Annotated in this window: 22 protein-coding genes; 12 read left to right on the forward strand and 10 right to left on the reverse strand. The window is 66.3% G+C overall.

The window, feature by feature from the left end; translation table 11 throughout:
- Positions 1–10: 10 nt before the first annotated feature.
- Positions 11–1,540, reverse strand: a complete 1,530-nt coding sequence (locus G9U51_RS09355; protein ID WP_166196317.1) for a serine/threonine protein kinase — start codon at positions 1,538–1,540, stop codon at positions 11–13.
- Between the two features lie 312 nt (positions 1,541–1,852).
- On the opposite strand from G9U51_RS09355, the gene aspS reads away from it, so the two are divergent.
- Both aspS and G9U51_RS09365 read left to right on the forward strand, forming a co-directional pair.
- Complete coding sequence (gene aspS / locus G9U51_RS09360) at positions 1,853–3,145, forward strand: aspartate--tRNA(Asn) ligase (RefSeq protein ID WP_166196319.1); 1,293 nt, start codon at positions 1,853–1,855, stop codon at positions 3,143–3,145.
- A 40-nt stretch (positions 3,146–3,185) separates the two neighbouring features.
- Entirely contained in the window at positions 3,186–4,340 is a 1,155-nt protein-coding gene (locus G9U51_RS09365) for a citrate/2-methylcitrate synthase (protein WP_166196321.1), read from the forward strand.
- Positions 4,341–4,490: 150 nt separating this feature from the next.
- On the opposite strand, the gene G9U51_RS09370 is transcribed toward G9U51_RS09365, so the two are convergent.
- Complete coding sequence (locus tag G9U51_RS09370; protein ID WP_166196323.1) at positions 4,491–5,645, reverse strand: citrate/2-methylcitrate synthase; 1,155 nt, start codon at positions 5,643–5,645, stop codon at positions 4,491–4,493.
- Between the two features lie 97 nt (positions 5,646–5,742).
- Here G9U51_RS09370 and lipB point away from each other — a divergent pair, with 97 nt between their 5' ends.
- The 3 genes from lipB to G9U51_RS09385 all read left to right on the forward strand — a co-directional run bounded on the left by lipB (position 5,743) and on the right by G9U51_RS09385 (position 8,325).
- Positions 5,743–6,438, forward strand: coding sequence for a lipoyl(octanoyl) transferase LipB (gene lipB / locus G9U51_RS09375; RefSeq protein WP_166196325.1), 696 nt, complete (start codon positions 5,743–5,745; stop codon positions 6,436–6,438).
- 112 nt (positions 6,439–6,550) lie between these two features.
- The gene (gene lipA, locus G9U51_RS09380; protein ID WP_166196327.1) at positions 6,551–7,576 is read left to right on the forward strand and encodes a lipoyl synthase; all 1,026 of its coding nucleotides are present in this window, start codon (positions 6,551–6,553) and stop codon (positions 7,574–7,576) included.
- A gap of 5 nt (positions 7,577–7,581) precedes the next feature.
- On the forward strand, positions 7,582–8,325 hold the full coding sequence (locus G9U51_RS09385; protein ID WP_166196329.1) for a DUF4191 domain-containing protein: 744 nt from the start codon (positions 7,582–7,584) through the stop codon (positions 8,323–8,325).
- Between the two features lie 111 nt (positions 8,326–8,436).
- Here the strand turns inward: G9U51_RS09385 and G9U51_RS09390 are convergent, their stop codons facing one another.
- The 5 genes from G9U51_RS09390 to G9U51_RS09410 all read right to left on the reverse strand — a co-directional run bounded on the left by G9U51_RS09390 (position 8,437) and on the right by G9U51_RS09410 (position 12,068).
- Entirely contained in the window at positions 8,437–8,676 is a 240-nt protein-coding gene (locus tag G9U51_RS09390) for a type II toxin-antitoxin system Phd/YefM family antitoxin (RefSeq protein ID WP_166196331.1), read from the reverse strand.
- Positions 8,677–8,803: 127 nt separating this feature from the next.
- Positions 8,804–9,280, reverse strand: a complete 477-nt coding sequence (locus tag G9U51_RS17405) for an RDD family protein (protein WP_166196333.1) — start codon at positions 9,278–9,280, stop codon at positions 8,804–8,806.
- Positions 9,281–9,327: 47 nt separating this feature from the next.
- Complete coding sequence (locus G9U51_RS17410) at positions 9,328–10,509, reverse strand: lysophospholipid acyltransferase family protein (RefSeq protein WP_166196335.1); 1,182 nt, start codon at positions 10,507–10,509, stop codon at positions 9,328–9,330.
- 9 nt (positions 10,510–10,518) lie between these two features.
- A complete protein-coding gene (locus G9U51_RS09405) occupies positions 10,519–11,469 on the reverse strand; it encodes a phosphatidate cytidylyltransferase (protein ID WP_166196337.1) in 951 nt (316 codons plus the stop codon).
- Positions 11,466–12,068, reverse strand: a complete 603-nt coding sequence (locus tag G9U51_RS09410; protein WP_166196339.1) for a CDP-alcohol phosphatidyltransferase family protein — start codon at positions 12,066–12,068, stop codon at positions 11,466–11,468. Before G9U51_RS09410 ends, G9U51_RS09405 begins: the two co-directional genes overlap by 4 nt.
- A 304-nt stretch (positions 12,069–12,372) precedes the next feature.
- Between G9U51_RS09410 and glnA the strand changes: the two genes are divergently transcribed.
- The 6 genes from glnA to G9U51_RS09440 all read left to right on the forward strand — a co-directional run bounded on the left by glnA (position 12,373) and on the right by G9U51_RS09440 (position 22,849).
- Positions 12,373–13,797, forward strand: coding sequence for a type I glutamate--ammonia ligase (glnA, locus tag G9U51_RS09415; RefSeq protein WP_166196341.1), 1,425 nt, complete (start codon positions 12,373–12,375; stop codon positions 13,795–13,797).
- Between the two features lie 275 nt (positions 13,798–14,072).
- A complete protein-coding gene (locus tag G9U51_RS09420; protein ID WP_166196343.1) occupies positions 14,073–15,716 on the forward strand; it encodes a class I SAM-dependent DNA methyltransferase in 1,644 nt (547 codons plus the stop codon).
- Entirely contained in the window at positions 15,713–16,801 is a 1,089-nt protein-coding gene (locus G9U51_RS09425) for a restriction endonuclease subunit S (protein WP_166196345.1), read from the forward strand. Before G9U51_RS09420 ends, G9U51_RS09425 begins: the two co-directional genes overlap by 4 nt.
- A complete protein-coding gene (locus G9U51_RS09430) occupies positions 16,798–19,962 on the forward strand; it encodes a type I restriction endonuclease subunit R (protein WP_166196347.1) in 3,165 nt (1,054 codons plus the stop codon). The genes G9U51_RS09425 and G9U51_RS09430 overlap by 4 nt, the downstream gene beginning before the upstream one ends.
- Positions 19,963–20,131: 169 nt before the next feature.
- Positions 20,132–21,922 carry a GmrSD restriction endonuclease domain-containing protein gene (locus G9U51_RS09435; RefSeq protein ID WP_166196349.1) on the forward strand — a complete coding sequence of 597 codons (1,791 nt, stop codon included), beginning with the start codon at positions 20,132–20,134 and terminating at the stop codon, positions 21,920–21,922.
- A 147-nt stretch (positions 21,923–22,069) separates the two neighbouring features.
- Complete coding sequence (locus G9U51_RS09440) at positions 22,070–22,849, forward strand: HNH endonuclease (RefSeq protein ID WP_166196351.1); 780 nt, start codon at positions 22,070–22,072, stop codon at positions 22,847–22,849.
- 87 nt (positions 22,850–22,936) lie between these two features.
- Here G9U51_RS09440 and G9U51_RS09445 read toward each other — a convergent pair whose 3' ends face one another.
- The 3 genes from G9U51_RS09445 to G9U51_RS09455 form a co-directional block, all read right to left on the reverse strand.
- A complete protein-coding gene (locus G9U51_RS09445) occupies positions 22,937–23,740 on the reverse strand; it encodes a DUF1206 domain-containing protein (RefSeq protein ID WP_166196353.1) in 804 nt (267 codons plus the stop codon).
- A gap of 89 nt (positions 23,741–23,829) precedes the next feature.
- Positions 23,830–24,627 carry a GH25 family lysozyme gene (locus tag G9U51_RS09450; RefSeq protein ID WP_166196355.1) on the reverse strand — a complete coding sequence of 266 codons (798 nt, stop codon included), beginning with the start codon at positions 24,625–24,627 and terminating at the stop codon, positions 23,830–23,832.
- Between the two features lie 358 nt (positions 24,628–24,985).
- Positions 24,986–25,723 carry a hypothetical protein gene (locus G9U51_RS09455; protein WP_166196357.1) on the reverse strand — a complete coding sequence of 246 codons (738 nt, stop codon included), beginning with the start codon at positions 25,721–25,723 and terminating at the stop codon, positions 24,986–24,988.
- A 352-nt stretch (positions 25,724–26,075) separates the two neighbouring features.
- Between G9U51_RS09455 and G9U51_RS09460 the strand changes: the two genes are divergently transcribed.
- Positions 26,076–26,669, forward strand: a complete 594-nt coding sequence (locus tag G9U51_RS09460; RefSeq protein WP_166196359.1) for a DUF6642 family protein — start codon at positions 26,076–26,078, stop codon at positions 26,667–26,669.
- The last annotated feature ends 6 nt before the right edge of the window (positions 26,670–26,675 follow it).

Here is a 26,675-nt window from a genome sequence, read left to right on the forward strand (position 1 = left end):
GCGCACCGCCTCACGCGGTGCGCCAGTCCCATATCCGCCATCCGTCGGCCGTGCGGGCCAGGGTGAGCACCACCGCAGTGCTGCTGGCCGCGACGGGCCGGTCGGCGCCGCCTCCGGTGATGGTGAACGCCGATCGCTGGAGTCGCGCCCTCGCCGTGACCCGGTCTGCCGTGACGCCGGTGAGCCGCACCCCGGCCACGGTGAACCGCAACCCGCGGTAGCCATAGCCCTGGGCCTTGGCTCCGCTCACATCTGCCCGATCACGTTGGGCGGCAGGCGAATTCGGGGCGAGGCCGCGGCCGAGTGCGGTCAGGTCGCCGGTCGTCCAGGTTTGGGCGCGCGCATCGACCAGCGCCTGTATGACGACCGTCGGGTCGCCTCCCAGCGGAGCGCTCGGTCGGGTGGGGGCCGCGCCGCTGGCGACGCGTGACGACGTCGGCTTGGCCGCAGAGGTCGGCGGCTTTCGGGCGCCGGTGCCCGGGGTTGGCGGCTCTTGCACCGACGTCGTGGCTGACACCACCGACTGCGTTGCGGCCGCGCCGCTTCCCGATGGCTCGCTCAGCGCCCGCGCGGCCAGCGCACCGGCGAACACCACGATCGCCGCGACCGCGCCGACGAGCACCAGCCGTCCCGCCCGCAGCGAACCGGAGCCGGAGCGGTCCGCCATACGCGCTGCTTCTTCTTCGGCAGCGGCGGCCGCGGCTTCTTCACGACGGCGACGACGCGTCAATAGCTCCTCGGGAGCGGTCGACGCACCGCGCCTGCCGGGCGACCCCTGCACCGGGGCAGGCTCGGCAATTGCGCTCTCCCACAAGCGAATTGCCACAACACCCGGCTCCGGACGTGTGCTCGGCGTGTGTGCGAGACAGGCGGTGATCAGGTCGACGAGAGCAGCATCGAGATCGGGCAGCAGGTCGCTCAGCGGATCGCGCAGCGCTGCCGGTTCGGGTGGTGCGCCGACGAGTGCAGCCCAGGCGATCGCGCCGATCGAATACACATCAGACGCCGGCGTCGGCGCCTCCCCTGCCATCACTTCCGGGGCCGCCCAGGCCTCGGTCGCCCACACATCCTCGGTGCCATAGCCGCCGACCCGCGCCACGCCGAGGTCGGCCACCATCGGCTTGCCCGCGACGGTGAGCAGGATGTTGCCCGGGCTGAGATCGCCGTGCACCAGCCCGAGGCCGTGCAGGTCGTGCATCGCCCGGGCGATCGGGCAGAGCACGGTGACGAGCTCGCCGGGAGTCAGATGGCCACGTGCGGCGAGGCAATCGGCGAGCGAGCCCCCGGCCGCGAGGTCGGTGATCATCACGGTGCGGCCGTCGGCCGTGACAGCCGAATCCACAAGTCGCACAACGTGATCGTGCTCGATCGACTGCAGCAGCTCGGCTTCCGCGGTGAGGTCGGCAACCTCCCCGTCGACGACTTTCGCGGCGAGCCGCACCCCGTCGCCGCGGTGCACGACATACACGCTGCCGGTGCCGCCGGAGCCGAGCAGGTCGACCACGGTGTAACCAGGGATCTCGGGCAGTTCGTCGGTCATACCAGCGAGACTGGCACGATCCGGCATACCGGCTCCGAAGTTATCCACAGGGCCCGGTTTGGTATGCCGCGCCGCCTCGCCTTACGCTTCCTCGCACGGCGTCGACGGGACCGAGTAGCCCGCGGATCCGGTGGTCACGAGAGAGCCGCTCCCAGGCTGGAAGAGCGGCGGCCATCGCGCGAGCGAAGACACCCCTGAGCCGAGCAACACCTTGAGGCCGAGGCAATTCCGTCGCGGCGAAGGTGCGGTGGCACAGCGAATGACCCCGTCGCCCGCACCCCTGGGGCTGGTTACTCCCAGGAGGTGAAGCACATGCAGCGACGCATTCTCAGTCGTGAACTCCCGACCGTCCCGCCCGGCGAAACGGTCACCCTCGCCGGTTGGATCCACCGCCGACGGCAACTGGCTTCGGTCAGCTTTCTCGTGCTGCGTGACCGCTCTGGCCTCGCGCAGGTCGTCGCCCGCTCGGATGACGAAATCGCTTGTGTCGCAAGCCTTCCCGAGGAAACGGTCGTCGAAGTGACCGGCCGGATCGTCGCCAACGAAGCTGCCCCCGGTGGCGTCGAGGTCGTCGAACCGCGCATCACTGCGCTCACCGAACCCGCGGCCACTCCCCCGGTCGAGCTGTGGCGTCCCGAACTCACCGCCTCGCTGCCGACGCTGCTGGACCACGCGGCGGTGACCCTGCGGCACCCGAAGCTGCGGGCGCGAGCGCAGCTCGCCGCGGCTTCGTTGCGCGGATTGCGTTGTCGCTTGGGTGAATTGGACTTCACCGAGATCCAGACGCCCAAGCTGGTGGAGATGGCGACCGAGTCGGGCGCGAACGTCTTCGAGGTCGACTATTTCGGCCGCACGGCCTATCTCGCGCAATCGCCGCAGCTGTTCAAGCAGATGATGGTCGGCGTCCACGAGCGGGTCTTCGAGGTCGGTCCGGTCTTCCGCGCCGAGCCGCACGACACGGTGCGGCATCTCGCGCAATACACCTCGATCGACGTCGAATTGGGATTCATCCGCGACCACCGCGACGTGCTCGCGGTGCTGCGCGAGGCCGTCGCAGCGATGGTCTCCGGTATCTCGGATTATGCCGGTGACGCCGCCTCCCTGCTCGACGTCACCCTGCCAGTCGTGCCGCAGGAGATTCCGGTGATCCACTTCGCCGACGCGCTCGCGCTGGTCGGTGCACCGGCCGACGAGCCGGACCTGGAGCCGGCACACGAGCGGGCCCTGTCGGAGTGGGCGCTGGCCGAGCATGGCTCGGATTTCCTTGCGGTAGAGGGATATCCGATGGCCAAGCGGCCGTTCTACACCCACCCACAACCCGATGACGGGCGCTGGTCCAACAGCTTCGACCTGCTCTTCCGCGGGCTCGAACTCACCACGGGTGGCCAGCGGCTGCACCGCCCGAGCGACTACCGGGCAGCCCTGGCGCGCACTGGTCAGGACCCGGCCGCGTACACGGCATACCTCGAGGCTTTCGAGCACGGTATGCCGCCGCATGGCGGCTTCGCGATCGGGCTGGAACGCTGGGTCGGACGACTGGTCGAGGCGCCGAACATCCGCGAGGTCACCCTCTTCCCGCGCGACCTGCACCGCCTCGCGCCCTGAGTGAAATGTGCCCGCTCGGCGGGCGTGGGAGCATCGAGGCGTGGCTGAGCAGTGGGTGACGACGCAGGAGGCGGCCGACCTGTTGGGCGTGCGCCCGCAGACGGTCTACTCCTACGTCAGCCGGGGCATCCTCGAACGCGTCGGAGGGTCGCGCCATAACGGCTCGGCCTTCCGGCGCGGCGACGTGTTGGCGCTACGCGATCAGCGTCGCCGGTCGCGCAGTGGCGTCTTCGAGGTCGCCGTCGAGACCTCGATCACCGACCTCGAGCCGGACGGGTCGCTGCTCTTCCGCGGCCGGGACGCAAGCGAGTTGGCGACCAGCACGGCATACGAACGCGTCGCCGAGCTGCTCTGGCAGACCGGCGAACTCGATTGGGCGCCAACGGAACTCACGCTCGAAGTAGCCGAGGAGGTTACGCGGCTCAGCCCGCCGGACCTGCCGTATGCCGACCGCGCTCGGCTGGCCGTGCAGCTTGCCGGGCTGCGCCTGAAGGCGGACTTCCCGACGTCTGCTGTCGCGGCGATCAACGCCGCCGTGCACTCGCTGGTTGTCGCGCCCGGTGGTTTCGACTCGCTCCGCTCGCTCAACCAACGGGATAGGTCGGTCGCCGAACGTTTCGCGAATGCCGTTGGTGCTCAACCCGATTGGGCGCCGGTGATCAACGCGGCGTTGGTGCTGCTCGCGGACCATGAGTTGGCGACTTCGACGGTCGCCGCCCGTAGCGCAGCAAGCACCGGCGCCGGGCCGTTTGACGTCATCCTGGCCGGGATGCACGCGATGGCCGGACCCAAGCACGGCGGCGCGTCTCGAGCAGCTCGACAGCTGCTCGATCGGGCAGCCGAATCCGGTTGCGCCACAACGGCCAACACCGAGCCCGCCGCCGGTTTCGGCCACTTGGTCTACCGCACGACGGACGGTCGAGCCGACACCCTGCTCGAGCTCATCAAGCCACTGGCACCCGTGGAGGTCGAGCTTGCCGACAACCTCGCGCTCGAGATGCGGCGTCGCCATTCACTCGTCCCCAACGTCGACCTCGCCCTCGCCACCCTTGAGCGCGCCGCAGGTTTGAAGGCCGGCACCGGAGTGGCACTCTTCACCATCGCGCGCGTTGCCGGATTCACCGCTCACGCGCTCGAGGAGCAGGGCGAGCCGATGCGGTTCCGCCCGCGGGCGTCATATATCGGCGAGCGATAGCCGGGCCGGGCAGTCCGATCGGCTCGAAAGCCCCTAAGCCGCAATTGGTTTCGACGCGCTCCCCCGCTTCGCTCCTCCGCTTGCCCTTCGACTCGCTGCGCCCTTCGACTCGCTGCGCTCGCTCAGGACAGCGCTCGCTCAGGACGGCCCTCAACCGGCGAGGTTGGGGCCGGTGGGGTTGTCGAGGACGGGTGGGCCGACATACCGCGAGGACGGGCGGATCAGCTTGCGCTGCTCGCACTGCTCGAGGATGTGCGCGGTCCACCCGACGGTCCGGCTGCACGCGAAGGTCGCCGAGAACAGCGACCGCGGTATGCCGCAGGCCTCCATCACCACGCCCGCGTAGTACTCGACGTTCGCCCGCAGCTGGCGACCGGGCTTGTGTTCGTCGAGCACGGCGACCACCCGATCCTCGACCTCGAGCGCGAGTTCCGCTGTGGGACCGCCGATTTCGCGCGCCGTCTCCTTCAGGAGTTCCGAGCGCGGGTCAAGTCCGCGATAGACCGCATGCCCGAAACCCATCACCCGCTCCCCCGCCGCCAGCTGCTCACGCGCCCACGGCTCGGCCCGTTCGATGCTGCCGATCTCGTCCAGCGCGTCCAGCGCACGCGACGGAGCACCACCGTGCAACGGCCCGGACAGCGCACCCAGCCCGGCGACCACACACGCGGCCAGGTCCGCACCGGTCGAGGCCACCACCCGCGCGGTGAAGGTCGAGGCGTTGAAGCCGTGATCCACCGTCAAGCACAGGTAGCGCGACAACGCCCGCACCGCCTCCTGCGACGGCTCCTCGCCGGTCACCAGCCACAGGTAGTTGCCGACGAACCCGAGCGAGGGCCGGGGCGAGCGCGGCTGCTCACCCGCGCTCACGGCATACGACCCCGCAACGAGCCACGGCACGATCGCCGCGATCCGCACGGCGGTCTCCTCACGTTCCGCGGCCGACTGGTCCCACAGCGCGGGCAAGCCCGCGAGCACGCCGTATGCCGAGACGAGCGTCCGCAACGCGGCCATCGGCTCGGCACCTCGCAAGGACGACATGACCGCGGTGAGTGACGAAATCATCTGCGGCTCAAGCGAACTCGCCGCCTCGATGCGGCGTGACCACGCGGCGCGTTCGGTCGCATCCGGCAGCGACCCGGCGATCATCAGATGCCACACGTCCTCGAAGGAGCGCGTGCGAGCGAGCGTGGTCGCGTCGTACTGGCGGTAGTGGAAGAAGCCCTCGGTGCCGCGCACGTCACCGATCGTGGTGTCGGCGACGACGACTCCGGAGAGCCCGGGCGGGGCGATGAAAGTGTCCATGCCAGCACCCTGCGCGCGATCAGAGCAACCTCCAACGTTGACGACGTCCAGATAGCCGTCCACACGCTGCGGGCAACCTGGCCAAGCTCGCAACCGGATGCAACCCGTGGGACTCCGTCGAGCCAGGCGTACGCTGACAAACATGCGTATCGAGCACGTCGGCTTCGACCCGGACTTCGTGGATTACCAGCGCGCGTGGGACCTGCAGCGTGAAGTGCACGACCGCGTCGTGGCCGGTGAGCAGGAGGACACGGTGCTGCTGCTCGAGCACGCCCGCGTCTACACCGCCGGCAAGCGCACCGAACCGCACGAGCGCCCGTTCGACGGCACGCCGGTCATCGATGTCGACCGAGGCGGCAAGATCACCTGGCACGGCCCCGGTCAGATCGTCGGCTATCCGATCCTGCGGCTGCCCGACCCGATCGACGTCGTGGCTTATGTGCGCCGCCTCGAGCAGATGATGATCGACGTGTGCGCCGAGTTCGGCCTGGACGCCACCCGCGTCGAGGGCCGCAGCGGCGTGTGGTTCCCCGCCGCGAACGGGCGCCCCGAGCGCAAGATCGGCGCGATCGGCATACGGGTCAGTCGCGATGTGACGATGCACGGCTTCGCGTTCAACTGCAATTGCGATCTGTCGTGGGCACAGGCGATCATCCCGTGCGGCATCCCCGATGCCGGCGTCACGACCTTGAGCGCGGAGCTCGGCCGGGACGTGCCGGTCACCGAAGTCCTGCCGTATGTCGAGCGCCACCTCCCAGCGATCCTCGCCGCCGCGCCGGCGCCGGTGAGGTGATCCGAGCCCAGGCCGAGGCCCAGATGCCCCGGCGTACGCTGGAACAATCAGCGTCACCGTGGGCTTGGACCCTGGTGACCGCACCGCACCACCGACAGGGAGTTCGCCCGCGATGACCGTCGCACCGGAGGGACGCCGGCTGCTGCGCGTTGAGGCGCGCAACGCCGAGACGCCGATCGAGCGCAAGCCCAGCTGGATCCGCACCACGGCGAAGATGGGCCCGGCATACAGCTCGTTGCACTCGCTCGTGAAGAACGAGGGGCTGCACACGGTCTGCCAGGAGGCCGGCTGCCCCAACATCTTCGAGTGTTGGGAGGACCGCGAGGCGACCTTCCTCATCGGCGGCGATGTGTGCACGCGGCGCTGCGATTTCTGCGACATCGCCACCGGCCGCCCGACCGCACTCGACATGGACGAGCCGCGCCGGGTCGCCGAATCGATCCAGCAGATGAACCTGCGCTACGCGACCGTCACCGGTGTCGCGCGCGACGACCAGCCCGACGGCGCCGCCCGGCTGTATGCCGAGACGATCCGGCAGATCCACACGCTCAACCCCAACACCGGCGTGGAGATCCTGCCGCCCGACTTCGGCGCGGTGCCGGAACTCGTCGGTCAAGTGTTCGACGCGCAGCCGGAAGTCTTCGCCCACAACCTCGAAACCGTGCCGCGCATCTTCAAGCGGATCCGCCCGGCGTTCACCTACGACAAGTCGCTCAAGGTGCTGTCGATGGCGCACGAGCGCGGGCTGGTGACCAAGTCCAACCTGATCCTCGGCATGGGCGAGCAGGATCACGAGATCGAGCAGGCGCTGCACGACCTGCACGACGCGGGCTGCGACATCCTCACGATCACGCAATACCTGCGTCCCTCTCCCCTGCACCACCCGATCGATCGCTGGGTCAAGCCGACCGAGTTCGTGCACTGGTCGGACCTCGCCCGCGAGATCGGTTTCCTCGGCGTGATGGCCGGGCCGCTGGTGCGTTCGTCATACCGGGCCGGCCGGCTTTACGCGCAGGCGATGGCGGCCTACGGGCGTCCGCTGCCCGAGCATCTGGCCCACCTGGGCGACGGTGCGGGCGAGCCGGCCCGTCAGGAGGCGGCGTCGCTCGTGGCCAAGGCGCAGGCCGCCGTATCCTGAGCACCATGCCCAAGGACCCCAAGCCCCAGCGCGAGAAGAAGCCACGCGGCGAGCGACTCCAGCAGTTCAAGACCCTCTACAAGGGCGCCGCCGCGCAGAACCCGAAGATCCCGTTCTACATGGCGGGCGCGTTCATCCTCGGGTTCGTGCTGGTGATGCTGGTCAACCTGGTCTGGTATCACCCGATTTACCTGGGCATCCTCGGTGTCATGGTGGGTCTGCTGCTCGCCGTGGTCGTCTTCGCGCGGGTGGCCGAGCGTTCGGCGTATGCCGCCCTCGAGGGCCAGCCGGGCGCGTCCGGTGCCGCTCTGCAGGGTTTGCGGCGCGGGTGGTTCTACGAGCAGGAGCCGGTCGCCGCCGAGGCCGGTCGCGCGCGCAATGTGCAGGACATGGCGAATGCCGCGATGGTGTTCCGCGCTGTCGGCAAGCCGGGTGTGGTGCTGATCGGCGAAGGGCCGCGCGGGCACGCGACCAAGTTGCTCGCCGCCGAGCGCAAGCGGGTGGCGCGGGTCGTCGGGCCGGAGGTGCCGGTGACGACCTATCGCGTCGGCGAGGGCGACGACGCGATCAGTGTGCGTGAGTTGCCCAAGGCGATGGGCAAGCTGGACAAGAAGCTCACCGATGCCGAGGTCGGCCAGGTCAACAAGCGGCTGAAATCGCTCGGCTCGAAGCGCCCGCCGATCCCGGCCGGCATGGACCCGCGCGGTCGCAACGCGAAGGTCGACCGAAGGGCCATGAGGGGCCGTTAGACCCCCTCTCCGCCGGTTGAGCAAGGGCCGAGCTCGCGAGGCCCGCGTCGAAACCACTCTCGGCATACGCCGAGCTCGCGAGCAGGCGGGGGCTTTGATCAGGGCGCCTTCTCACGACCCGGCGAGATCGTCTTCGTCAATGTCGCGCAACGAGATCGTCTCACCCCTCGCCTCGTGGACGCTGAGACGGTCCTCCAAATCCTCGATCAGATCGATCATCGCCTGAAATCGCTGCGCCCCGACGATCACAGCAGCCGGTTGGCCGTCTTCGAGCAGCACGACGTCTCCGCCTTCGGTGCTGGCTACGTGGACGAGCGCTCCAAGCCGCACCTTGGCCTCGTTGATCGACACGCTGAGGTTGTTCCCCATCGCCCTCCCCTTGAACACCCGAGCACCAGTGACGTCTCGGCGCACATTACTGACGTTTCGCGGAGAACTACTGACGTTTCGCGAAGCATTCGCGACGTTTCGCGAGGATTTAGTGACGTTTCGGGGAGGTGCGGAGCAGGACGGTGCCGGCGGCCTTGTCGTGGAAACCGCGCTGGTCCTTGTCCCAGATCACTGCCGGTATGACGAGTGCCAGCAACACGGTCCGGATGAGGGCTTGCAGTGGTTTGGCCGGTCCGCCGTCCACGCCGACCACCCGCATCCCGAAGAGGCGGTGCCCGATCGTCGAGCCGAGGGTGCCGACGAGCAGCACGTTCTCAACCATGAAAACCAGCAGCGGCATGAACCCGGCACTCCCCTGGGCGCCCCAGCGATAGCCCAGCAGCGCCGCGGCGATGAGCGAGCACAGCGTCCAGTCGACGAAGATCGCGCCGAGGCGCGGCGCGATGCGCGCCACCGACCCCGGACCTTCCGCCGGCAGACCGAGATCACTGCCGGGCAGGTATGCCGGGTCCGCGGGTTGCGTGGGCCCCTCGAGCCAGCTGCCGACATCCTTGCGATCTACCACGGTGCCCAGCCTAGGTGGCAGGCCCGCGACCTGATCCGGCCACCGGGTCAGGCGGGCCGGTCCCACGCTCGAACTACCCGCCGCAGGCCAACCGCGAACGCGCTGCCCATGACCACCAGATAGCTCCCGTAGAGCCGGCGAACGATGGGTCGCGCCGGGTGCTCGGCGACCATGATCCCGGCGGCGCAGGCCGCCATCCGGGCGCCGCGCTCGGCCAGCGTCGCCGCAGCAAGCCGGCCCATCGGCAGGCCGGCCTCCCCAGCCACCCGGGCATAGACCTTGACCGGTATGCCGCCGAGCGCCTGATGCCAGATGCCGACCGGGCCTGCCTCGAGGTGCCGAGCAGCGGCGGCATACATCGCAGGGGTCGTGAGCGGCGCTGGCGCACGCACGCCCCGCTTCGCCAAAGTAGCGGTCAGCAGCACGCCGGACACCGACCCGGCGGTGATCGCAGCGGCCATCGCCGGAATCCGCCTGGGCTCGGCGACCCCGACGAAGACGAGCGCCATCTCGGCCATGATCGGCCAGCTGACCGCCTCGGCGAAGCCCCAGGCGCAGCCGAAGATCACGCCCTGCGGCACATCGGTCAGGCGACGGACGGCCCGCCATACCGGCGACCGGCGCACGCGGACCGGGTGTTCGGCCAGCAACGAAACGACGATCGAGCGCAGTTCGTCCGCCTCGACCGACGCGGGATCCACCGGCGCGCCGAACCGTACTTCCATCGGTGTCGCCCGGAACGCTCCGTGCTTGGCGAGGACGTCGCCGGTGCCGAGCACCGCGACCGGTATCACCGGCACCTTGCAGTCGCGCGCGAGACGCACTGCGCCGGAATGGAATTCGGCGACCGAGCCGTCTGTGCTGCGCGTGCCTTCGGGGTAGATCACGACCGTCCGGCCGGCCGCCAGCGCCGGGCGCGCCGCAGCGAGGAGCTCGGCATACCCGCCGTGCTCGCCGCGGTGCACGGCCAGTCCGCCCGCGAGCCCGGTGATCAGGGCGCGCCGCCACCACACGTCGAACCAATAGTCGGCTGCCGCCGCGAAAACCGGTCCATCCTTCGCCGGTATGGCGGCCAGTAGCGCGGCCGTGTCAGCGTGCGAGGCGTGGTTGGCGACGACCACCTTGCCACCCGGCTCGGTCGGCCAGGCACCGGTGGTGGTCAACCCTCCGGCCAGCGAACAGATCGTCCGCCACAGACGGCGCCGCAGGATCTTCGAGATGGATGCCATCGTGCCGTCCTAGGTGAGTGCGACCGCTGCCAGCGGGAGCACCAGCAGCAGCGAGTCGATCCGGTCGAGCAGGCCACCGAAGCCCGGCAGCCATTCCCCTGCGTCCTTGACTCCGGCCTGGCGTTTGACCATGGATTCGAGCAGGTCGCCGAGCACGCCACCGAACGCGACCGCGAGCAGCAGGCCGAGCGAGATGGTGCCGAGCAGCGTCAGCACCACGAAGGCCCCGATGACCGCGCCGGCGAGCCCACCGACGGTCTTGTTCGGACTGAGCGGCGACAAAGACCGGCGCGCCCACGCGAACCTGCGGAACCCCTTGCCACCGCACCACGCCGCCACGTCGGTGGCCGCCGCGGCGAAGCACACGAGGAAAGCGTCGCGCCAGATCAGCACCATGCTCGCCAGCGACCAGCAGATCCAGATCGAGCCGAAGCCGGTGAACGCCGCCCGCCGCACCCCGTGCTCGAGGTCGCCCGCCAGGACCGATGGCAGTCCGCACAGGAGCACTACGAGCGGCACGAGGTGCAGCCACCCGGGTCGCAGCCACGCGGCGAGCGGATAGGCGACCGACAGGGCATAGAGCACCGCGGTGTCGACCGGGCGCAGCTGCACCAGCCGCGCATACTCCCGCACGCTGATCAGCGCGAGCACGGTGCACAGCACGGCGGTCGGTCCGCGTCCGATCCAAATGGGTATGCCGACGACCGGCAGGATCATCACCCAGGTGACCCACTTGGTGATGAGTTCCCTTTTGCGAGAAGCGAATACGGCGATCCCGGCGAGTGTGAGGATGCCGAGCGTCACCCAGAAGAAGAAGACTCCGCGCCCGGTGATGTGCAGGTGCACGAAGAGGAAATCAATGTCGAGGCGCATCGAGCGGCGGTCGAGATGCAGGATCCGCAGATAGGTGTCGAGGAGTTGGTGTGGCAGCGATTCTTCGGTCGCGACGGTGCCGGTCATGCGGCCGTTCCCCTCAGTTCACGGTGGGCTGCCCGCAACCGGAGCGCCGCGGTGAGGAGTGACCCGGCGATGACGATCGCGCAGATCCACACCAGGAGCCCGGGCAGCGCGGTGGCCACCACGACCGCCAGGCAGCGCTCGGTCTTGCCGAACGGGCCGCCGTTGCGCCGGGTCGCGCCCGCACCGGCCGCGGCGAGGGAGGCGGTCGTCGGCAGGGTGGCCGCCGCCGCAGCGACGCAGGTGAGTATGGCGGCGCCGCTCGTCACGCCCGCAGTGCGCGCGGCCAGCACGAAGAGCCCGCCAAAGACGATGAGGTCCGAGCTCCGGTCGCCGATCTCGTTGAGCACGAAGCCCCAGGGCCGGCTGACCTCCCGCGCCCGCGCCACCGCACCGTCGAGGTTGGCACCGCCGAGGCGGACTCCCAGCATCAGCAGGGCGGGGAGCCAACAGCCCAGCGCTACGCAGACCGCGGCCAGGACGGCGCCGACGATGCCGACGAGGGTAAAGACGTCCGGGGAGATGTTGCGGTCGACGGCGAACCGCACGATGCGCCCCAGCCGCCGGCTGTACCACGGCTTCAGCGCGTAAAGACCTTGCACTCGATCCCCCTTCCGCTCTCGGTCGCACGCAGCGCGCACGGGGATGCGACGTTGCGAGCGCGCCACAAGTTTCGCGGAACCTCGCCCGTTGAGCGACCCATCATCGCTGGTTGAGCGGTGTCCTGAGCAAGACGACGAAGGAGCCGCGTCGAAGGGCGAGCTCAGCGAGTCGAAACCACTCGGCATACGTAACACGGGCGAAACAATGGAGTCATGGGCGCGATACCGCGCCCCACTACGGTGGGTGTCGTGCCAGGGCGGTGCATCCTGCCCGGGCCGGTCCGATCCCACTGACGGAGGTTCCATGTTCAACAACGCCGATGAGGTGCTGAAGTTCATCAAGGACGAACAGGTTGAGTTCGTCGACGTGCGCTTCTGCGACCTGCCGGGCGTCATGCAGCACTTCAATGTGCCCGCCTCGACGTTCGACGCCGACGCCTTCGAGAACGGCGCGATGTTCGACGGTTCGTCGATCCGCGGGTTCCAGGCGATCCACGAGTCCGACATGAAGCTCGTGCCGGACGCGCAGTCGGCGTTCGTCGACCCGTTCCGCGCGCACAAGACGCTGGTCATGAACTTCTCGATCGTGGACCCGTTCACCGGTGAGGCCTACAGCCGCGACCCGCGCAATATCGCGGCGAAGGCGGAGGCCTACCTGAAGTCGACGGGCATCGCCGACACGGCGTACTTCGGCCCGGAGGCGGAGTTCTACATCTTCGACGACGTGCGCTTCGAGACCAAGCAGAACGCCGGCTATTACTTCATCGACTCGGTCGAGGGCGCCTGGAACACCGGGCGCGAGGAGGAGGGCGGCAACCTCGGGTACAAGCCGCGCTACAAGGGCGGCTACTTCCCGGTGCCGCCAGTCGACCACATGGCCGACCTGCGCGACCAGATCGTGGTCAACATGGCCGCCGTCGGCCTCGAGGTCGAGCGCGCCCACCACGAGGTCGGCACCGCCGGCCAGCAGGAGATCAACTACAAGTTCTCCACGCTACTTGGCTCGGGCGACGACGTGATGAAGTTCAAGTACGTCGTCAAGAACACCGCCTTCGCCGCCGGCAAGACTGCGACCTTCATGCCGAAGCCGCTCTTCGGCGACAACGGCTCGGGCATGCACACCCACCAGTCCCTGTGGAAGGACGGCGAGCCGCTCTTCTACGACGAGAAGGGGTATGGCGGCCTGTCCGACCTCGCGCGCTGGTACATCGGCGGTCTGCTCAAGCACGCGCCGTCGCTGCTGGCGTTCACCAACCCGACCGTGAACTCCTACCACCGCCTCGTTCCTGGGTATGAGGCCCCGGTCAACCTGGTCTACTCGGCCCGCAACCGCTCGGCGTGCGTCCGCATCCCGATCGCCGGCACCTCCCCCAAGGCCAAGCGCATCGAGTTCCGCATCCCCGACCCGTCAGCCAACCCCTACCTGTGCTTCGCGGCGCAGCTGATGGCTGGCCTGGACGGCATCCGCAACCGGATCGAGCCGCCGGAGCCGGTGGACAAGGACCTCTACGAGCTGCCCCCGGAGGAGCACGCCAACATCCAGCAGGTGCCCGGCTCGCTGCCGGCCGTCCTGGACGCGCTTGAGGCCGACCACGAGTACCTCACCGAGGGCGACGTCTTCACCCAGGACTTGATCGAGACCTGGATCGACTACAAGCGCACCAACGAGGTCGACCCGATGCGCTTCCGCCCCCACCCCCACGAATTCGAGTTGTACTACGACATCTGACGAAGCATGTAGCGGAGGCTGCGGGCGAAGCGACGAAGGAGCGGAGCACGCGGCCGAAGCGGAGTGCGAGGAAGATGTCGAGAGAGAATCGTCATCTGACTCGCACCAAGCGATACGCACAGCTGGAAGGTGGCCGGCCCCGAGGAGGGTCGGCCACCTTTTCGTCAGTCGGCCACAGCTTAGTTCCCTTGACCTCGCGTTCCAGCGTCTGACGACGAGACGCGTGCTTACCTCGGTCGCAGCCACGGCCTATCATGCGCGGAAGAGCCAGGTCGATGACGATGTCGTCTCCTGGCCACGGACACGAAGGGGAAGCGATGGCGGCACGAGCAACCAACACGAGCGCTTTAGGCTTGGAGGCCGCGCTCTGGGAGTCGGCCAATCGGCTTCGCTCCTCGATGGACGCAGCCGAGTACAAGCATGTTGTCCTGGGGTTACTTTTCCTGAAGTACGTCTCGGATAAGTTCGAGTTCCGGCAACAGCGGCTCGCGGAGTTAGTCACCGACGAGTCGAGCGATTACTTCATGCCGACCGAGGACGCGCGGCAAGCCGTTCTGGAGGACCGCGACGAGTACACCGCAGAGGGTGTCTTCTGGGTCCCTGCTGGCCACCGCTGGTCTGATCTGCGCAAGGTCGCGAAGCAGACCGACATCGGGCAGCGCATCGACGCAGCGATGGAAGCCATCGAGAAGGAAAACCCCTCACTGAAGGGTGTTCTCCCGAAGAACTACGCCCGCCGTGAACTCACCGCCGCCACGCTGGGCGGGCTGATCGACACCTTCTCCCGCGACGACCTCGCTGCCGCCGAGCACTCTGGTCTGGATGTGCTGGGCCGGGTGTACGAGTACTTCCTCGCTCAGTTCGCCTCCAACGAAGGCAGGAACGCGGGCGAGTTCTACACGCCCCGGTCGGTCGTGTCCCTGCTGGCCGACATGCTCCGCCCGTACAACGGCAGAGTGTTCGACCCGTGCTGTGGCTCGGGTGGCATGTTCGTGCAGGCCGAGCACTTCGTCGAGACTCACGGCGGCAACCGCAACGACATCTCCGTCTTCGGCCAGGAAAGCAACCCCACCACCTGGCGGCTAGCGAAGATGAACCTCGCCATTCGCGGTATCGAGGCCAACCTCGGCGCGGAGTGGGCCGACTCCTTCCACGACGACCAGCACCCGGACCTGCGGGCCGACTTCATCATGGCCAATCCACCGTTCAATATCTCCTCCTGGGGCGGCGAGCGACTGGCCGACGACCCGCGTTGGGTGCACGGCACCCCGCCACCTGGGAACGCGAACTACGCCTGGCTTCAAACCATGCTGGCCCACCTGTCACCAACCGGAACGATGGGAGTGGTGCTCGCCAACGGGTCGCTCACGGTGAACTCTTCGGGTCAGGGTCAGATCAGGCAGCGTATGGTCGATGCCGACTTGGTGGAGTGCATCGTCGCGTTGCCGTCGCAGTTGTTCTACGGGGTGCAGATTCCCGTGTCCCTCTGGTTGTGCACCAAGGACAAGTCAGGAAAGAAGACCAAGAGCGGCCAGATTCGCCGGCCCCGGTTCGGCGAGGTGCTGTTCATCGATGCCCGCGACATGGGCTACATGGAGAACCGCACCCACCGCAACCTCTCACCCGAGGACACCGCGCGGATCGCTGACACCTACAACGCGTGGCGCGGCGACCCTGACCTGCCTGCCTATGAGGATGTCCCCGGCTTCTGCGCCTCGGTGACCAAGGAGCAGGTCGCGGACGCTGGCTACGCGCTCAGCCCCGGTCGTTACGTCGGCACTGAAGAGGTCGCGGACGATGGCGAACCCGTTGAGGAGAAGATCGCGCGACTGAGCGACGAGATTCGCGAGGGGCTCGCGACGCGAGCCGGACTTCACACTGAGATCGAGGCAGCGCTCGAGAGGTTGATGACTCCGTGAGTGGCACGGTTTCACTTGGAGATGCGACGGTCTCGCATAGTTCTCGCCGTGTTCCTGTCAAGGGCTCAGATCGCCGAGTCGGACCCTATCCATATTGGGGCGCATCCGGCGTAGTCGATTATGTTGACGACTACCTGTTTGATAAGCCCATGCTTCTGGTTTCGGAGGATGGGGAGAATCTTCTCTCACGCAAGACTCCCATCGCGTTCATCGCCACGGGGAAGTATTGGGTAAATAATCATGCCCACGTCCTCGCTGCCGCCCCAGGGTATGACCTTCGCTTTCTCTACTATTTTGTCTCCACCTATGACTTCAATGGGCATGGCCTAGTCACCGGTTCCGGCCAACCAAAACTCAATGCCGCCAATCTTCGCCGGGTTCGCGTGCCCTCGCTCCCCTTGGAGGAGCAGGAGCGGATCGCGGGGGTGCTAGGGGCTTTCGATGACCTCATCGAGACGAACCGCCGCCTATCCCGTCACGCCAATGACCTTCAACGGGCGGCCTTTCTGCGCGCCACCGATGGGCTCCTGCGTGTTGCAATCTCGGAGCTCATGCAGGTCGAGATGGGTCAATCGCCGCCAGGGCACACGTACAACTCTGATGGGGACGGGTTGCCCTTCTTCCAGGGAGTCAAGGACTTCGGCGACCGCTACCCCGCGATCCGTATCTACTGCAGCGAACCACGGCGGATTGCAGAGCCTGGCGATCTCCTGCTGGCCGTCCGGGCTCCCATCGGTCGGGTCAACGTTGCCACCGAGAGGTGTGCAACGGGCCGCGGACTGGCCATCCTTCGGTCGGCGAATTCAGCGGTTGCACTACAGGCCCTGACGGCCCAGCCTGATCTTTGGGCGGCCTACGAGGACGAGGGAACGGTCTTCTCTTCGATCAACCGCAAAGTGATCAGCGAGCAGCGGATTCGTTGGAGCAACGACCCGGTCCTCGCGGATGTACTGGAGACCTTGGACCATCTCGTACTCGATTGCCACGAGCAGAACGTCGCCTTGGCCCGCCAGCGTGACGAACTCCTGTCGTTGCTGATGTCGGGCAAGGTGCGGGTGCGCGATGTGGAGGTTCCGATGTCATGAGCGTGGCGGAGTCGGAGTTCGAGACCTGGGTGCTGGAGATGCTGGCCGAGCAGGGCTGGCAGACCGTTCACGGGCCGGACATCGCCCCGGGCATGCTGGATGCCGAGCGCTCCGACTACCGCGAGGTCGTCCTTGAAGGACGCCTCCGGGATGCCATCTATCGACTGAACCCGAACCTCCCAGACGATGCCGTCGAGGAGGCGATCAAGACTGCCGTCCGACCGGAGTCGTCCGTAATCCAGTCCGAGAACTGGCGGGCGTACGAACTGCTGACGCAAGGGGTCCCCGTCGAGTACCGCGACGCTGAAGGAGTGTTGCGGAACGTTCGAGCGCGGCTGGTCGACTGGGCCGAGCCCCTCTCGAATGACTTGATCGCGGTCAACCAGTTCACGGTCCAGGGGCCGAAGAAGGAGCGGCGCCCGGATGTCGTGCTGTTCGTCAACGGCCTGCCCCTCGGCCTGCTGGAGTTGAAGAAACCCGGGGCGCAGAACGCAACGATCGCCAGCGCGTACGCCCAAATTCAGACCTACAAGGCACAGATCCCCGACCTGTTCACCTGGAACGCGGGCGTCGTGATCTCGGATGGGCTGCTGGCGCGGATGGGAACGCTGACCGCGCAGGCGAACCACTACCAGGCGTGGAAGACCATCGACGGGCGGAACCTCGCGACCAAGTACCGCCCCGAGATCGAAGTCATCGTCGCCGGGTTCCTCAACCCCGAGGTGTTCCTCGACTGGACGCGCAACTTCCTCGCCTACTCCGGCGACGGCGCGAAGATAACCAAGATCGGTGCGAAGTACCACCAATACTGGGCGGTGCGGAAGGCCGTTCACGAGACCATCGAAGCGGTCGAAACGGATGGCCGAGCCGGGATCGTCTGGCACACCCAAGGCTCTGGCAAGTCGTTCGAGATGGCGTGGACAGCGGGAGCACTTATGCGCCACCCGGCGATGGATAACCCGACGCTGCTGGTACTGACCGACCGCAACGACCTCGACAATCAGTTGTTCGAGGACACCTTCGCCGCCACCAAGATCGGCGCACCGCTCCCTGAGGCTCCCGTCCAAGCGGAGACCCGAGCCGAGTTGAAGAACCTCCTGTCCGGGCGTCAGTCGGGTGGCATCGTGTTCACCACGATCCAGAAGTTCGGCCTCTCCAAGGATGAGCGAGACGCAGGGATCGCGTTCCCCACCCTGTCCGAGCGCATGAACATCGTCGTCATGGTCGATGAGGCCCACCGCTCGAACTACGACTTCATCGACGGGTTCGCTCGTCATCTACGCGACGGTCTGCCGAACGCCACGTTCATCGGCTTCACCGGCACGCCCATCGAGGCCAAGGACCGCTCCACGACGGCGGTCTTCGGAGACGTGATCGACACCTACGACCTCACCCAGGCCGTCGAGGACGGGGCCACGGTCAAGGTCCTGTACGAGGCTCGCCTGGCGAAGGTGCGCCTGCCGGAGGACGCACTCACCCAGATCGACAACGCCTTCACCGAGGCTGTCTCGGGCAGCGAGGATGAGGCTCAGGATCGTCTGAAGTCTCGCTGGTCTCGGGTGGAAGCCATCGTCGGCTCGGATGAACGGCTGACCGAATTGGCAGCCGACATCGTGGCCCACTGGGACAAGCGCAAGGAGGTCATACCCGAGGCCAAGTGCATGATCGTCACGATGTCCCGGCGCATCGCAGTCGATCTGCACGACAAGATCGCTGCGCTGCGACCCGACTGGGCCACCGATGACGACGCGACTGGGCGGATGAAGGTCGTCATGACCGGCTCCGCGACCGATCCGGAGCACTGGCAGGACCACATCCGCAACAAAGCCCAGATGCGCGCCCTGAAGGCCCGCGCCTCGGACCCGGAAGACCCCCTCGACGTGGTGATCGTGCGCGACATGTGGCTCACCGGCTTCGACTCGCCCGCCATGACAACCATGTACGTGGACAAACCCATGCGCGGCGTCTCCCTCATGCAGGCGATCACCCGGGTCAACCGGACGTTCCGCGACAAGGCCGCCGGCCTGATCGTGGACTACATCGGCATCGCGGAAGACCTCAAGACGGCCCTGGGCGATTACACCCAGCGTGACCGCGACAACGCCCAGGTTGGTGCCGACATCGAGGCGACCGCGATTCCGGAGATGGAGAACGAGCATGACATCGTGTGCTCAATCCTGTCTGGCTTCGAATGGCGTCCGCTCGTCGCGCAGAAGACCCAGAAGGCGTACATCAACGCCGTCATGGCGACGGTCGAATGGCTGCTGGAGCAGGAACACGTCGAGGACGCCTTCGAGGGCCTCGATGGCGACGAGCCTGAGAGGCGCAAGGAACTGACGGTCAAGCAGCGGTTCATCGCCCACGTGGCGCGCCTGCGGTCGTTCTTCTCCCTCGTCCCTGCATCAGACGCAGCCACGGCCATCCGTGATGACGTGGCGTTCTTCGACGCGGTGCGTGCCGCCATCGCCAAGATCGAGGGCGCGGGACGGGGCGCGACGGACGCGGGTGCGGAGTTGGATACGGCGATCCGGCAGATCGTGTCCGAGAACATGACCGGGACGGGCGTGGTGGACATCTATGCCGAGGCGGGGATCGCCAACCCAGACATCTCGCTCATCGACGATGCGTTCGTCAAGAAGATCAGCGAGTCTGATCGGCCCAACATCCAGATGGAAGCGCTGAAGCGACTGCTGAACGCCGAGATCAGAGCCATCGCCGGTCGCAACCTCGTCAAGGGCAAGCAGTTCTCCGAGATGCTCAACGCCTCCCTACTGCGCTACCAGAATCGCAGTCTCGATACCGCCGCCGTCGTAGCCGAACTCGTTCGCCTGGCCCAGGCGCTGAAGGCCGAGCAGGAGCGCGGTCGCGAGACTGGGCTGACCGAGAACGAACTCGCTTTCTACGACGCGTTACGCGACAACGAGTCTGCCCGCGAGGCGATGCAGGACGAGACCCTGAAGGAGATCGCACACGAGCTCACGGACATCGTGCGCCGTGACGCCAAGACCGACTGGAGCGTAAAGGAGCAGGTCAGGGCCAAGTTGCGCACCACTATCAAACGGCTCCTGCTGAAGCACGGTTACCCGCCCGACAAAACGAACGCCGCAACGGAGTTGATCCTGAAGCAGGCTGAGACGCTGAGCGGTCAATCGGACCGTTAGGGAAGTGTCAGCGGTGCGGCGCCGTCCACGCCGAAGGTCCAGCCGAGGGCCGCCGACGTCATCACGCCAGGAATCGCCCAGGTGGCGGATCCCGTGAAGTTCGGAAGGTCGAACCACAGGCGGCGGCAGCTGGCGCGGGCTACGTTGGCTCCCAAGCGAAGGAGACCACGTGGCGAAGTATTCGGTGACCCAGTCGGCAGTGACGCAACTGCTTGCGGACGTCAAGGGCGAGAAGATCGCGATCCCAGAATTGCAGCGCCCGTTCGTCTGGGACAGCGTCAAGGTGCGCGACCTCATGGACTCCCTTTACAAGGGATACCCCGTCGGTTATTTGATCACCTGGCAGTCGCTGGGCGCCAAGCTGAAAGGTGGTCAGATCGCGTCCCACCAGCAGATCCTGATCGATGGGCAACAGCGCATCACTGCGCTCCGCGCCGCCGTTGCCGGACTGCCCGTCATCGACAAGCGCTACAAGTCGATTAGGATCCGGATCGCGTTCAACCCGATCACCGAGGAGTTCGCGACCCTCACCCCGGTCCTCGACAAGAACCCGCAGTGGATCTCGGACATCAGCGCGTTCTTCAACTCGACGTCACCGCTGTCCTTCGCCCGCGGCTACCTCACCGAGAACCCTGACGCCGACGAGATGGTCTTCGAGACAAACCTCGGTCGCCTGGAGAGCATCAAGAACTCCCAGATCGGGATCATCGCTCTCGCCGATGACCTGGACGTCGAAACGGTCTCCGAGATCTTCATCCGGATCAATTCCAAGGGTGTGCCACTGAGCAGCGCGGACTTCGCGATGAGCAAAATCGCCACGTACGGCGACCGTGGGCGGAACATCCGCAAGCTGATCGACTACTTCTGCCACTTGGCCGTTGCGCCGCACGCCTTCGCCGACATCCAGGAGAATGACCACGAGTTCGCCGAGACGAAGTACCTGAGCGCCATCAAGTGGCTCAAGGACGACTCCGAGGACCTGTACGACCCGGCCTACAGCGATATCATCCGCGTCGCGGGCCTCGTGGGATTCAGCCGTGGCAAGGCTTCAAGCATCGTCAGTGAGCTCTCGGGCCGTGACCCCGAGACACGCAAGGTCGACGACGAGCGCATACCGATCGCCTACGACAGGCTTGAGAGTTCACTGCTCCAGATCGTTAACAAGTACAACTTCGAGAACTTCATCATGACCATCAAGGCCGCCGGCTTCATCTCCGCCGGCATGGTGAACTCAAAGAACGCTTTGAACTTCGCCTACGCCCTCTACCTGCGGCTCCGGGCAGACGCGAACCTCAGCGACGGCGAACGGAAGCGCATCGTCAAGCGCTGGTTCGTCATGTCGATGCTCACCGGCCGGCACTCTGGCAGCTTCGAGTCGACGTGGGAACAAGACATCCGCCGCATCACCGAGCAGGGCGCTGCCAACTACCTCAAGCAGATCGAGGAGTCCGAGCTTTCGGATGCATTCTGGGCGGTCGCGCTGCCCGCGGCGTTGGAGACCACCAGCACCGTGAGCCCGTTCTTCCAGACCTTCCTCGCTGCGCAGGTCGCCACCGGTGCTCGCGGCTTCCTATCGAAGGCAGTCACAGTGGCTGCAATGCACCAGCAGAGCGGAGACATCCACCACATCGTTCCAAAGGACTACCTGATCAAGAACGGCTATCCGGATCGCGGCGACTACAACCAGGTCGCCAACTTCGCGCTCACCGAGACGGCAGTCAACATCGCGATCAGCAACCGGCCCCCGGCCGAATACATGGCGTTGGTCGACGAACAGATCGGCTCCGGGATTTTGCGGCTCGGCGAGATCACAAGCCGTGCTGTGCTCGAGGCCAACCTCGCCGAGAACGCGGTCCCCTCCGATATCCGGCTAGTGACCGCGGGCAGCTACCGAGAGTTCCTCGCAGAGCGCCGCCAACTCATGGCCGCCACCGTCCGCGACTACTACTCGCGCCTCTGAGCCCATGTCACCGTGCCTGGGTGGCCCACGATGGGTCGAAGCGATCGACGCCAGGTCGCTGGCCCGCTCGCGCCGTCGTAACGGGCCGGTTCGAGACGGCGAGGATCGTTGCTGCGATACCAGTCACGATATCAAGGAGAGTCAGTAATGGGTTCGTTCTTGCTCACTGTCAATCCGTCGTCGCCATACCACTCACAACATGACGCCAGGTTCCTCGCCGCACAGGCGCGACGCACAGCGCGTGGGGAAATGGCCAAGCCGTCGCGGTGGTCTACCCATCGGCAGCGGGGCTATGCGGCCGGCGACCGGGTGTACCTACTCGCGCAGGGTTCGGGACCGCGGGGACTTATTGGCGGCGGATTCGTCGCCACTGGCGACGTCTACACCGATGACAGCTGGCGAAACGATGGATTAGTTGCCCACTATGTCGATGTCGACTGGGAGGCTTTCGTAGATCTCTCCGATGTGCTGCCGATCGACGAGTTGCGCAGAGTTGCGCCCGTTACGCACTGGAGGCCTCAAGGAAGCGGCATCCAGATTCCGCAGGCGGACGAGTCAGCCGTCGAGTCGGCCTGGACCAGGCATCTCCGCGGCCTGACGGTGCCACCGGTTTCGCTAGAGATCACGCGGTCCTACACGAATGCACTTCGGAAGGTACGGCGCCACCAGCAGAGGTTCAGAGGCCTGCTCCTTCAGTACTATCCGCAAGAGTGCGCTCATTGTGGTCTCGACATCCTTGAGCTCTTGGAGGCTGCGCACATCGAGCCAGACAGTGAGGGTGGCGCTGCCAGCGTCGCAAACGGGCGGCTGCTATGTGCGAACCATCACCGCGCACTGGACAGGGGCCTTCTGCACTGGGACGAGCAAGGTGGCCGCTTCGTGCAGACCGACGAAGCGGTTGATATCCCGCCGTTACCCCGTCATTGAACCCGGTCAAGGGCATAGGGGCCACTGCCGATGCCGCGGCAAGGACTGAGCACACGACGCGCTCCCGGCATTGACGCCGACGGTTGCTCAGACGCGAGCGAACTTCGACAGCGCCAACGAGTAGACGCCATAGCAAGCAATCCCGATCGCCACCAGCGTCAGCAGGAGCTTGCCGAACGGCTGCTCGAGCAACGTCCGCAGCGCGCCGTCCAAACCTGTCGTGTCCTTGGTTGTGCTCTTCGCTCCCCCGACGACGAACAGCACGCCAACGATCGCGAGCGCGATTCCCTTGGCAATGAAGCCGATTCGCCCGAGCGCCATCACCGCACTACCTGGGTGCTCGCGCAGGTCATCGCGGAACCCCTGCGTCCACCCCTTGTAGACGTGATAGCCGCCGATGCCGATGATCACCAACCCGACGACCACGACCAACGCACGGCCGAAGGGCTGCTGCATCAGCCTCGAGGTGAAGTCACGGGTGCTGCCGCTCGACGACGAGCCACCGCCCATCGCGAATTTCGCTGCCGCCCAGGCCAATCCAGCGAACATCACCGTCTTGGCGACATCGGTCACCGCGTCAAACAACCGATCCTTGGAGTCCGCGCCCGGCTCACCGGTGATCGCCTCGGTGAGATGCCACAACGCGAGCAACGCCATACCGACGACCACCACCCAGAGCAGCACGCGACCGCCCGGATGCGACGCGAGGTCACCGAGCGCGCCCGACTGGTCGGCGCTCCCGCCGCCCTTGGACCATGCGATCCGCAACGCGATCAACGCCATCACCAGGTGCAGGACTCCGCTCGCCGCGAAACCCGTGCGCGCGCCATACTCGATCACGCGCGAGTCGCCGACGCGGCGCGCTGTCCCCTCAACATCCGGTGTGTCCACGTGCCGAATCCTGCCGTGCCGCGCGGTCAGCGTCGAGCGGCGCGCCCTCTGCGAGCGCGCCGCCCGAACGCCGGTCCGTGAGCGGGACCTCAGTAGCCGATCTTCGAGAACGCCGCGAGCACGGCCCAGTCGCCGTTGAACTGGTTGAGGTCGTAGCCGCCGGAGTCGACCGCGGCGTACTGCCAGTTCTTCTGGTTCGCCCACGCGTATGGCGTGCTGCCGACGCTGCCTGAGTAGTTCGCCAGCCACAGCGGTGAGCGCTCCGCGATCAGTGCAACGGTCGGGCCCCAGGTGCCGATGCACTGGTTCCACCACGCGGTCGCGGTGTAGATCGTCGGGTAGGTGCCGGTCTTGGCCTTGTACTCGTCCTGGAAGGCCACGATCCAGTTCTGCATCGCGCTGTTGGTGAGGTCGTAGCAGGAGTTGCCGGCATACGGATTCCATTCAAGGTCAACGACTCCCGGCAGCGAGCCGGGCGTCCACCCGCCGCCGCGCGCGATGAAGTAGTCGGCCTGCTCGGCGCCACCGGAGACTGACGGGTTGGCGAAGTGGTACATCCCGGTGGTGAAGCCGGCGGCCTTCGCGCCGGACACCTGGCTCGGCCCGAGCTTGCTCGTGTAGTAGTTGCCCTCGCTCGCCTTGGCGTAGGCGAAGGTGTAACCCTGCGAGCGGAACGATGCCCAGTCGACGTTGCCGGTGTAACCGGAGACGTCAATTCCCTTGGCAGCAGACGATTTCGTGCCGATCACGCCGTTGGGCTGCATCCGGTTGGTGTGCATGGTGCGCGGAGCCTTGACCGCGGGCACCGCCTTCACCTGCTTCTTGCTCCAACCGGGCACGGCGCCATACGTGCTCGTCAAGCCGTGCGAGCGCGCGTTGCTCGACAAGGTGGGCGGACGTTTGCTGCTCCCTGCGGACGCGAAACCAGAACCCGTGAGCGCCAGTAGACCGACTGTAGCGGCAGAAACTACGGCAATGCGACGTGACTTCATCGGCAGTCCTTTCGGTGAAAGCTGTTGGGGGACAACGGAATCGTAGAGGTCGTGGACCATTCAACGAGGGACGTATGTCGTCCCGCGCGTCGCACGGTCAGCTGAACGTGAGACTCTCGCCCACCGCGCGGACCCACCCCGCGGTCACCGTCGCGGCCCTCGGCCCAGGTAACCCTGATGTCACTCAACCCGGAGCTCGTCGACAACCCGGTAACGCCGAGCGATTCCCAAGCGACCTCGTCCTGAGCTGCTGCTAGTCCTGCCGGCCCAACGCGGGTGGAGCGAGACCGAGCTGGAAGCCGAACATGTCGATGATCTTCGCGCGGGTGAACTGGCGACCGGTCAGGGAGCCGGTGGTGAAGTCGACCGTGTGCAGCGCAGATGCCAGTTGGTCGATCGCGGCCCTATGTCCCTCATAGAACTCCAGGAGGCGGACGAGCGACGCCCTGTTGAAGTCGAAGAAGGTTGCCCCGTCGCCGCGCTCTCGTCCAGTCCAGATCAGTTTCGCCGCCGCCTGAAAGTAGCTGTCGAACGCGGGGACAACACCCCAGACCCCGAGCATGACTTTCGTCACCAGGGTGACGTGTGCGGTCTTCTTGTCACGTAGCAGTGCCCGCCTCAGCGCGTCGTAAATCTCGACAAGAAGATCTTGCACACCGGGATCGCGGTAGGCAGGCACATCGATCCCACGCACGCGCGGGTTGTACTCCTCGACCAGCTTGATAGCGCCCTTAAGATGAGCCGCGTTGGTCTCCTTCAAAAGGTAGCTCGATCCTCGGTACATCCCCCAGCTCGCGAGATAGAACCCGAGCTGCATGCAACTCGCCTCCATCTGGCGCGTTGGTTGCTGGTTCTCCTGGAAATAGTTGTAAGCGAAGTCGAAGCTCAACTCCCGTCCGGGCGTCTTGCTCGGATCGAGCGCCCCGCCATCCTGTCGGTTGAGGAACTTGTTGACCACGCGGACGATCTCGTCGTCCCGGAACCGTTCCATCTGACGACCGTAGCGCTAGGCACGTAGCGGCGCGTTCGTCCCAAACCGGCTAGCGACGGGAGTCGACGACGAACGTTTCGAGTTTCCTTGCCCGCCAGACCATTTCCGATCGTGTGAGGGCGGGAGGCCCGCGAGGCCGACCACAGTCCCGCGACCACGACCTTCTCACCCGTCCGCTGCTGGACGCTTCACGTGTGCCGAGATCGCCCGTCTGCGACGTAGGCCATTGAGGTCGCACGATTGTTGTGAGTCGCCGCCGACAACCGAGCCGAATGTGTTGAAAGTCTTCCGGCCGCGGTTGCCAAGGGCTAGCGTCACGCGGGTCGAGACGTCGGATATCGAAGGAGGACGCATGGCTAGCCTGCCAGGGATTGTCTGTCTTGAGGGATCGTGGCGCGAGCGCCTCGACAGCACAGACTCAATCGAGCCTGCGCTCAGGTGCATCGAGTCCCTCGGCTACGCGAACGTCGTGCACAAGGACGTCGCGACGGAGAGCGAGCTAGTCCACTACATCGATCAATGGCTCGGGAGATCCGGCAAGGCGATGCCGTCGTATCGAATGGGCATGTTTGCGTTTCACGGGGATGCTCGCACGATCTGGCTCGGCGCGGAGGAGGTCACCCTCGACCGGTTCGCCGAGATCATCGATGGTCGGGCATCCGGGCGGGTCCTCTACTTCGGTAGTTGCGGAGTCCTCAACGTGGCCGACGACGTGCTGACCGACTTCTGCCGGATCACGAATGCCAGAGGAATCGTTGGGTACACTAAAGCGGTCGACATGCTTGAGACTGTCGCCTTCGAGGTCCTTCTGATCAAAGCGACTCTGCGGGCGACGTCGTACAAGCCGATCTACGCCAAGCTCTGCCGGGAGCACCCGGAGTGGACGAAACGGCTCGGCCTGCGGATGGCGCACAAGACGTGGGCTTCCCCGCGCACGTACACCTGAGGCCCG

The organism is Metallococcus carri (assembly GCF_011440275.1).
Lineage (GTDB): Bacteria > Actinomycetota > Actinomycetes > Actinomycetales > Dermatophilaceae > Metallococcus > Metallococcus carri.

Excerpts from the sequence above, each read along its gene's own strand:
- G9U51_RS09355 (WP_166196317.1), bottom strand. The coding sequence starts at position 1,540 with ATGACCGACGAACTGCCCGAGATCCCTGGTTACACCGTGGTCGACCTG.
- aspS (WP_166196319.1), top strand. The coding sequence starts at position 1,853 with ATGCAGCGACGCATTCTCAGTCGTGAACTCCCGACCGTCCCGCCCGGC.
- G9U51_RS09370 (WP_166196323.1), bottom strand. The coding sequence starts at position 5,645 with ATGGACACTTTCATCGCCCCGCCCGGGCTCTCCGGAGTCGTCGTCGCC.
- lipB (WP_166196325.1), top strand. The coding sequence starts at position 5,743 with ATGCAACCCGTGGGACTCCGTCGAGCCAGGCGTACGCTGACAAACATG.
- lipA (WP_166196327.1), top strand. The coding sequence starts at position 6,551 with ATGACCGTCGCACCGGAGGGACGCCGGCTGCTGCGCGTTGAGGCGCGC.
- G9U51_RS09385 (WP_166196329.1), top strand. The coding sequence starts at position 7,582 with ATGCCCAAGGACCCCAAGCCCCAGCGCGAGAAGAAGCCACGCGGCGAG.
- G9U51_RS17410 (WP_166196335.1), bottom strand. The coding sequence starts at position 10,509 with ATGGCATCCATCTCGAAGATCCTGCGGCGCCGTCTGTGGCGGACGATC.
- G9U51_RS09405 (WP_166196337.1), bottom strand. The coding sequence starts at position 11,469 with ATGACCGGCACCGTCGCGACCGAAGAATCGCTGCCACACCAACTCCTC.
- glnA (WP_166196341.1), top strand. The coding sequence starts at position 12,373 with ATGTTCAACAACGCCGATGAGGTGCTGAAGTTCATCAAGGACGAACAG.
- G9U51_RS09420 (WP_166196343.1), top strand. The coding sequence starts at position 14,073 with ATGACGATGTCGTCTCCTGGCCACGGACACGAAGGGGAAGCGATGGCG.
- G9U51_RS09430 (WP_166196347.1), top strand. The coding sequence starts at position 16,798 with ATGAGCGTGGCGGAGTCGGAGTTCGAGACCTGGGTGCTGGAGATGCTG.
- G9U51_RS09440 (WP_166196351.1), top strand. The coding sequence starts at position 22,070 with ATGGGTTCGTTCTTGCTCACTGTCAATCCGTCGTCGCCATACCACTCA.
- G9U51_RS09455 (WP_166196357.1), bottom strand. The coding sequence starts at position 25,723 with ATGGAACGGTTCCGGGACGACGAGATCGTCCGCGTGGTCAACAAGTTC.
- G9U51_RS09460 (WP_166196359.1), top strand. The coding sequence starts at position 26,076 with ATGGCTAGCCTGCCAGGGATTGTCTGTCTTGAGGGATCGTGGCGCGAG.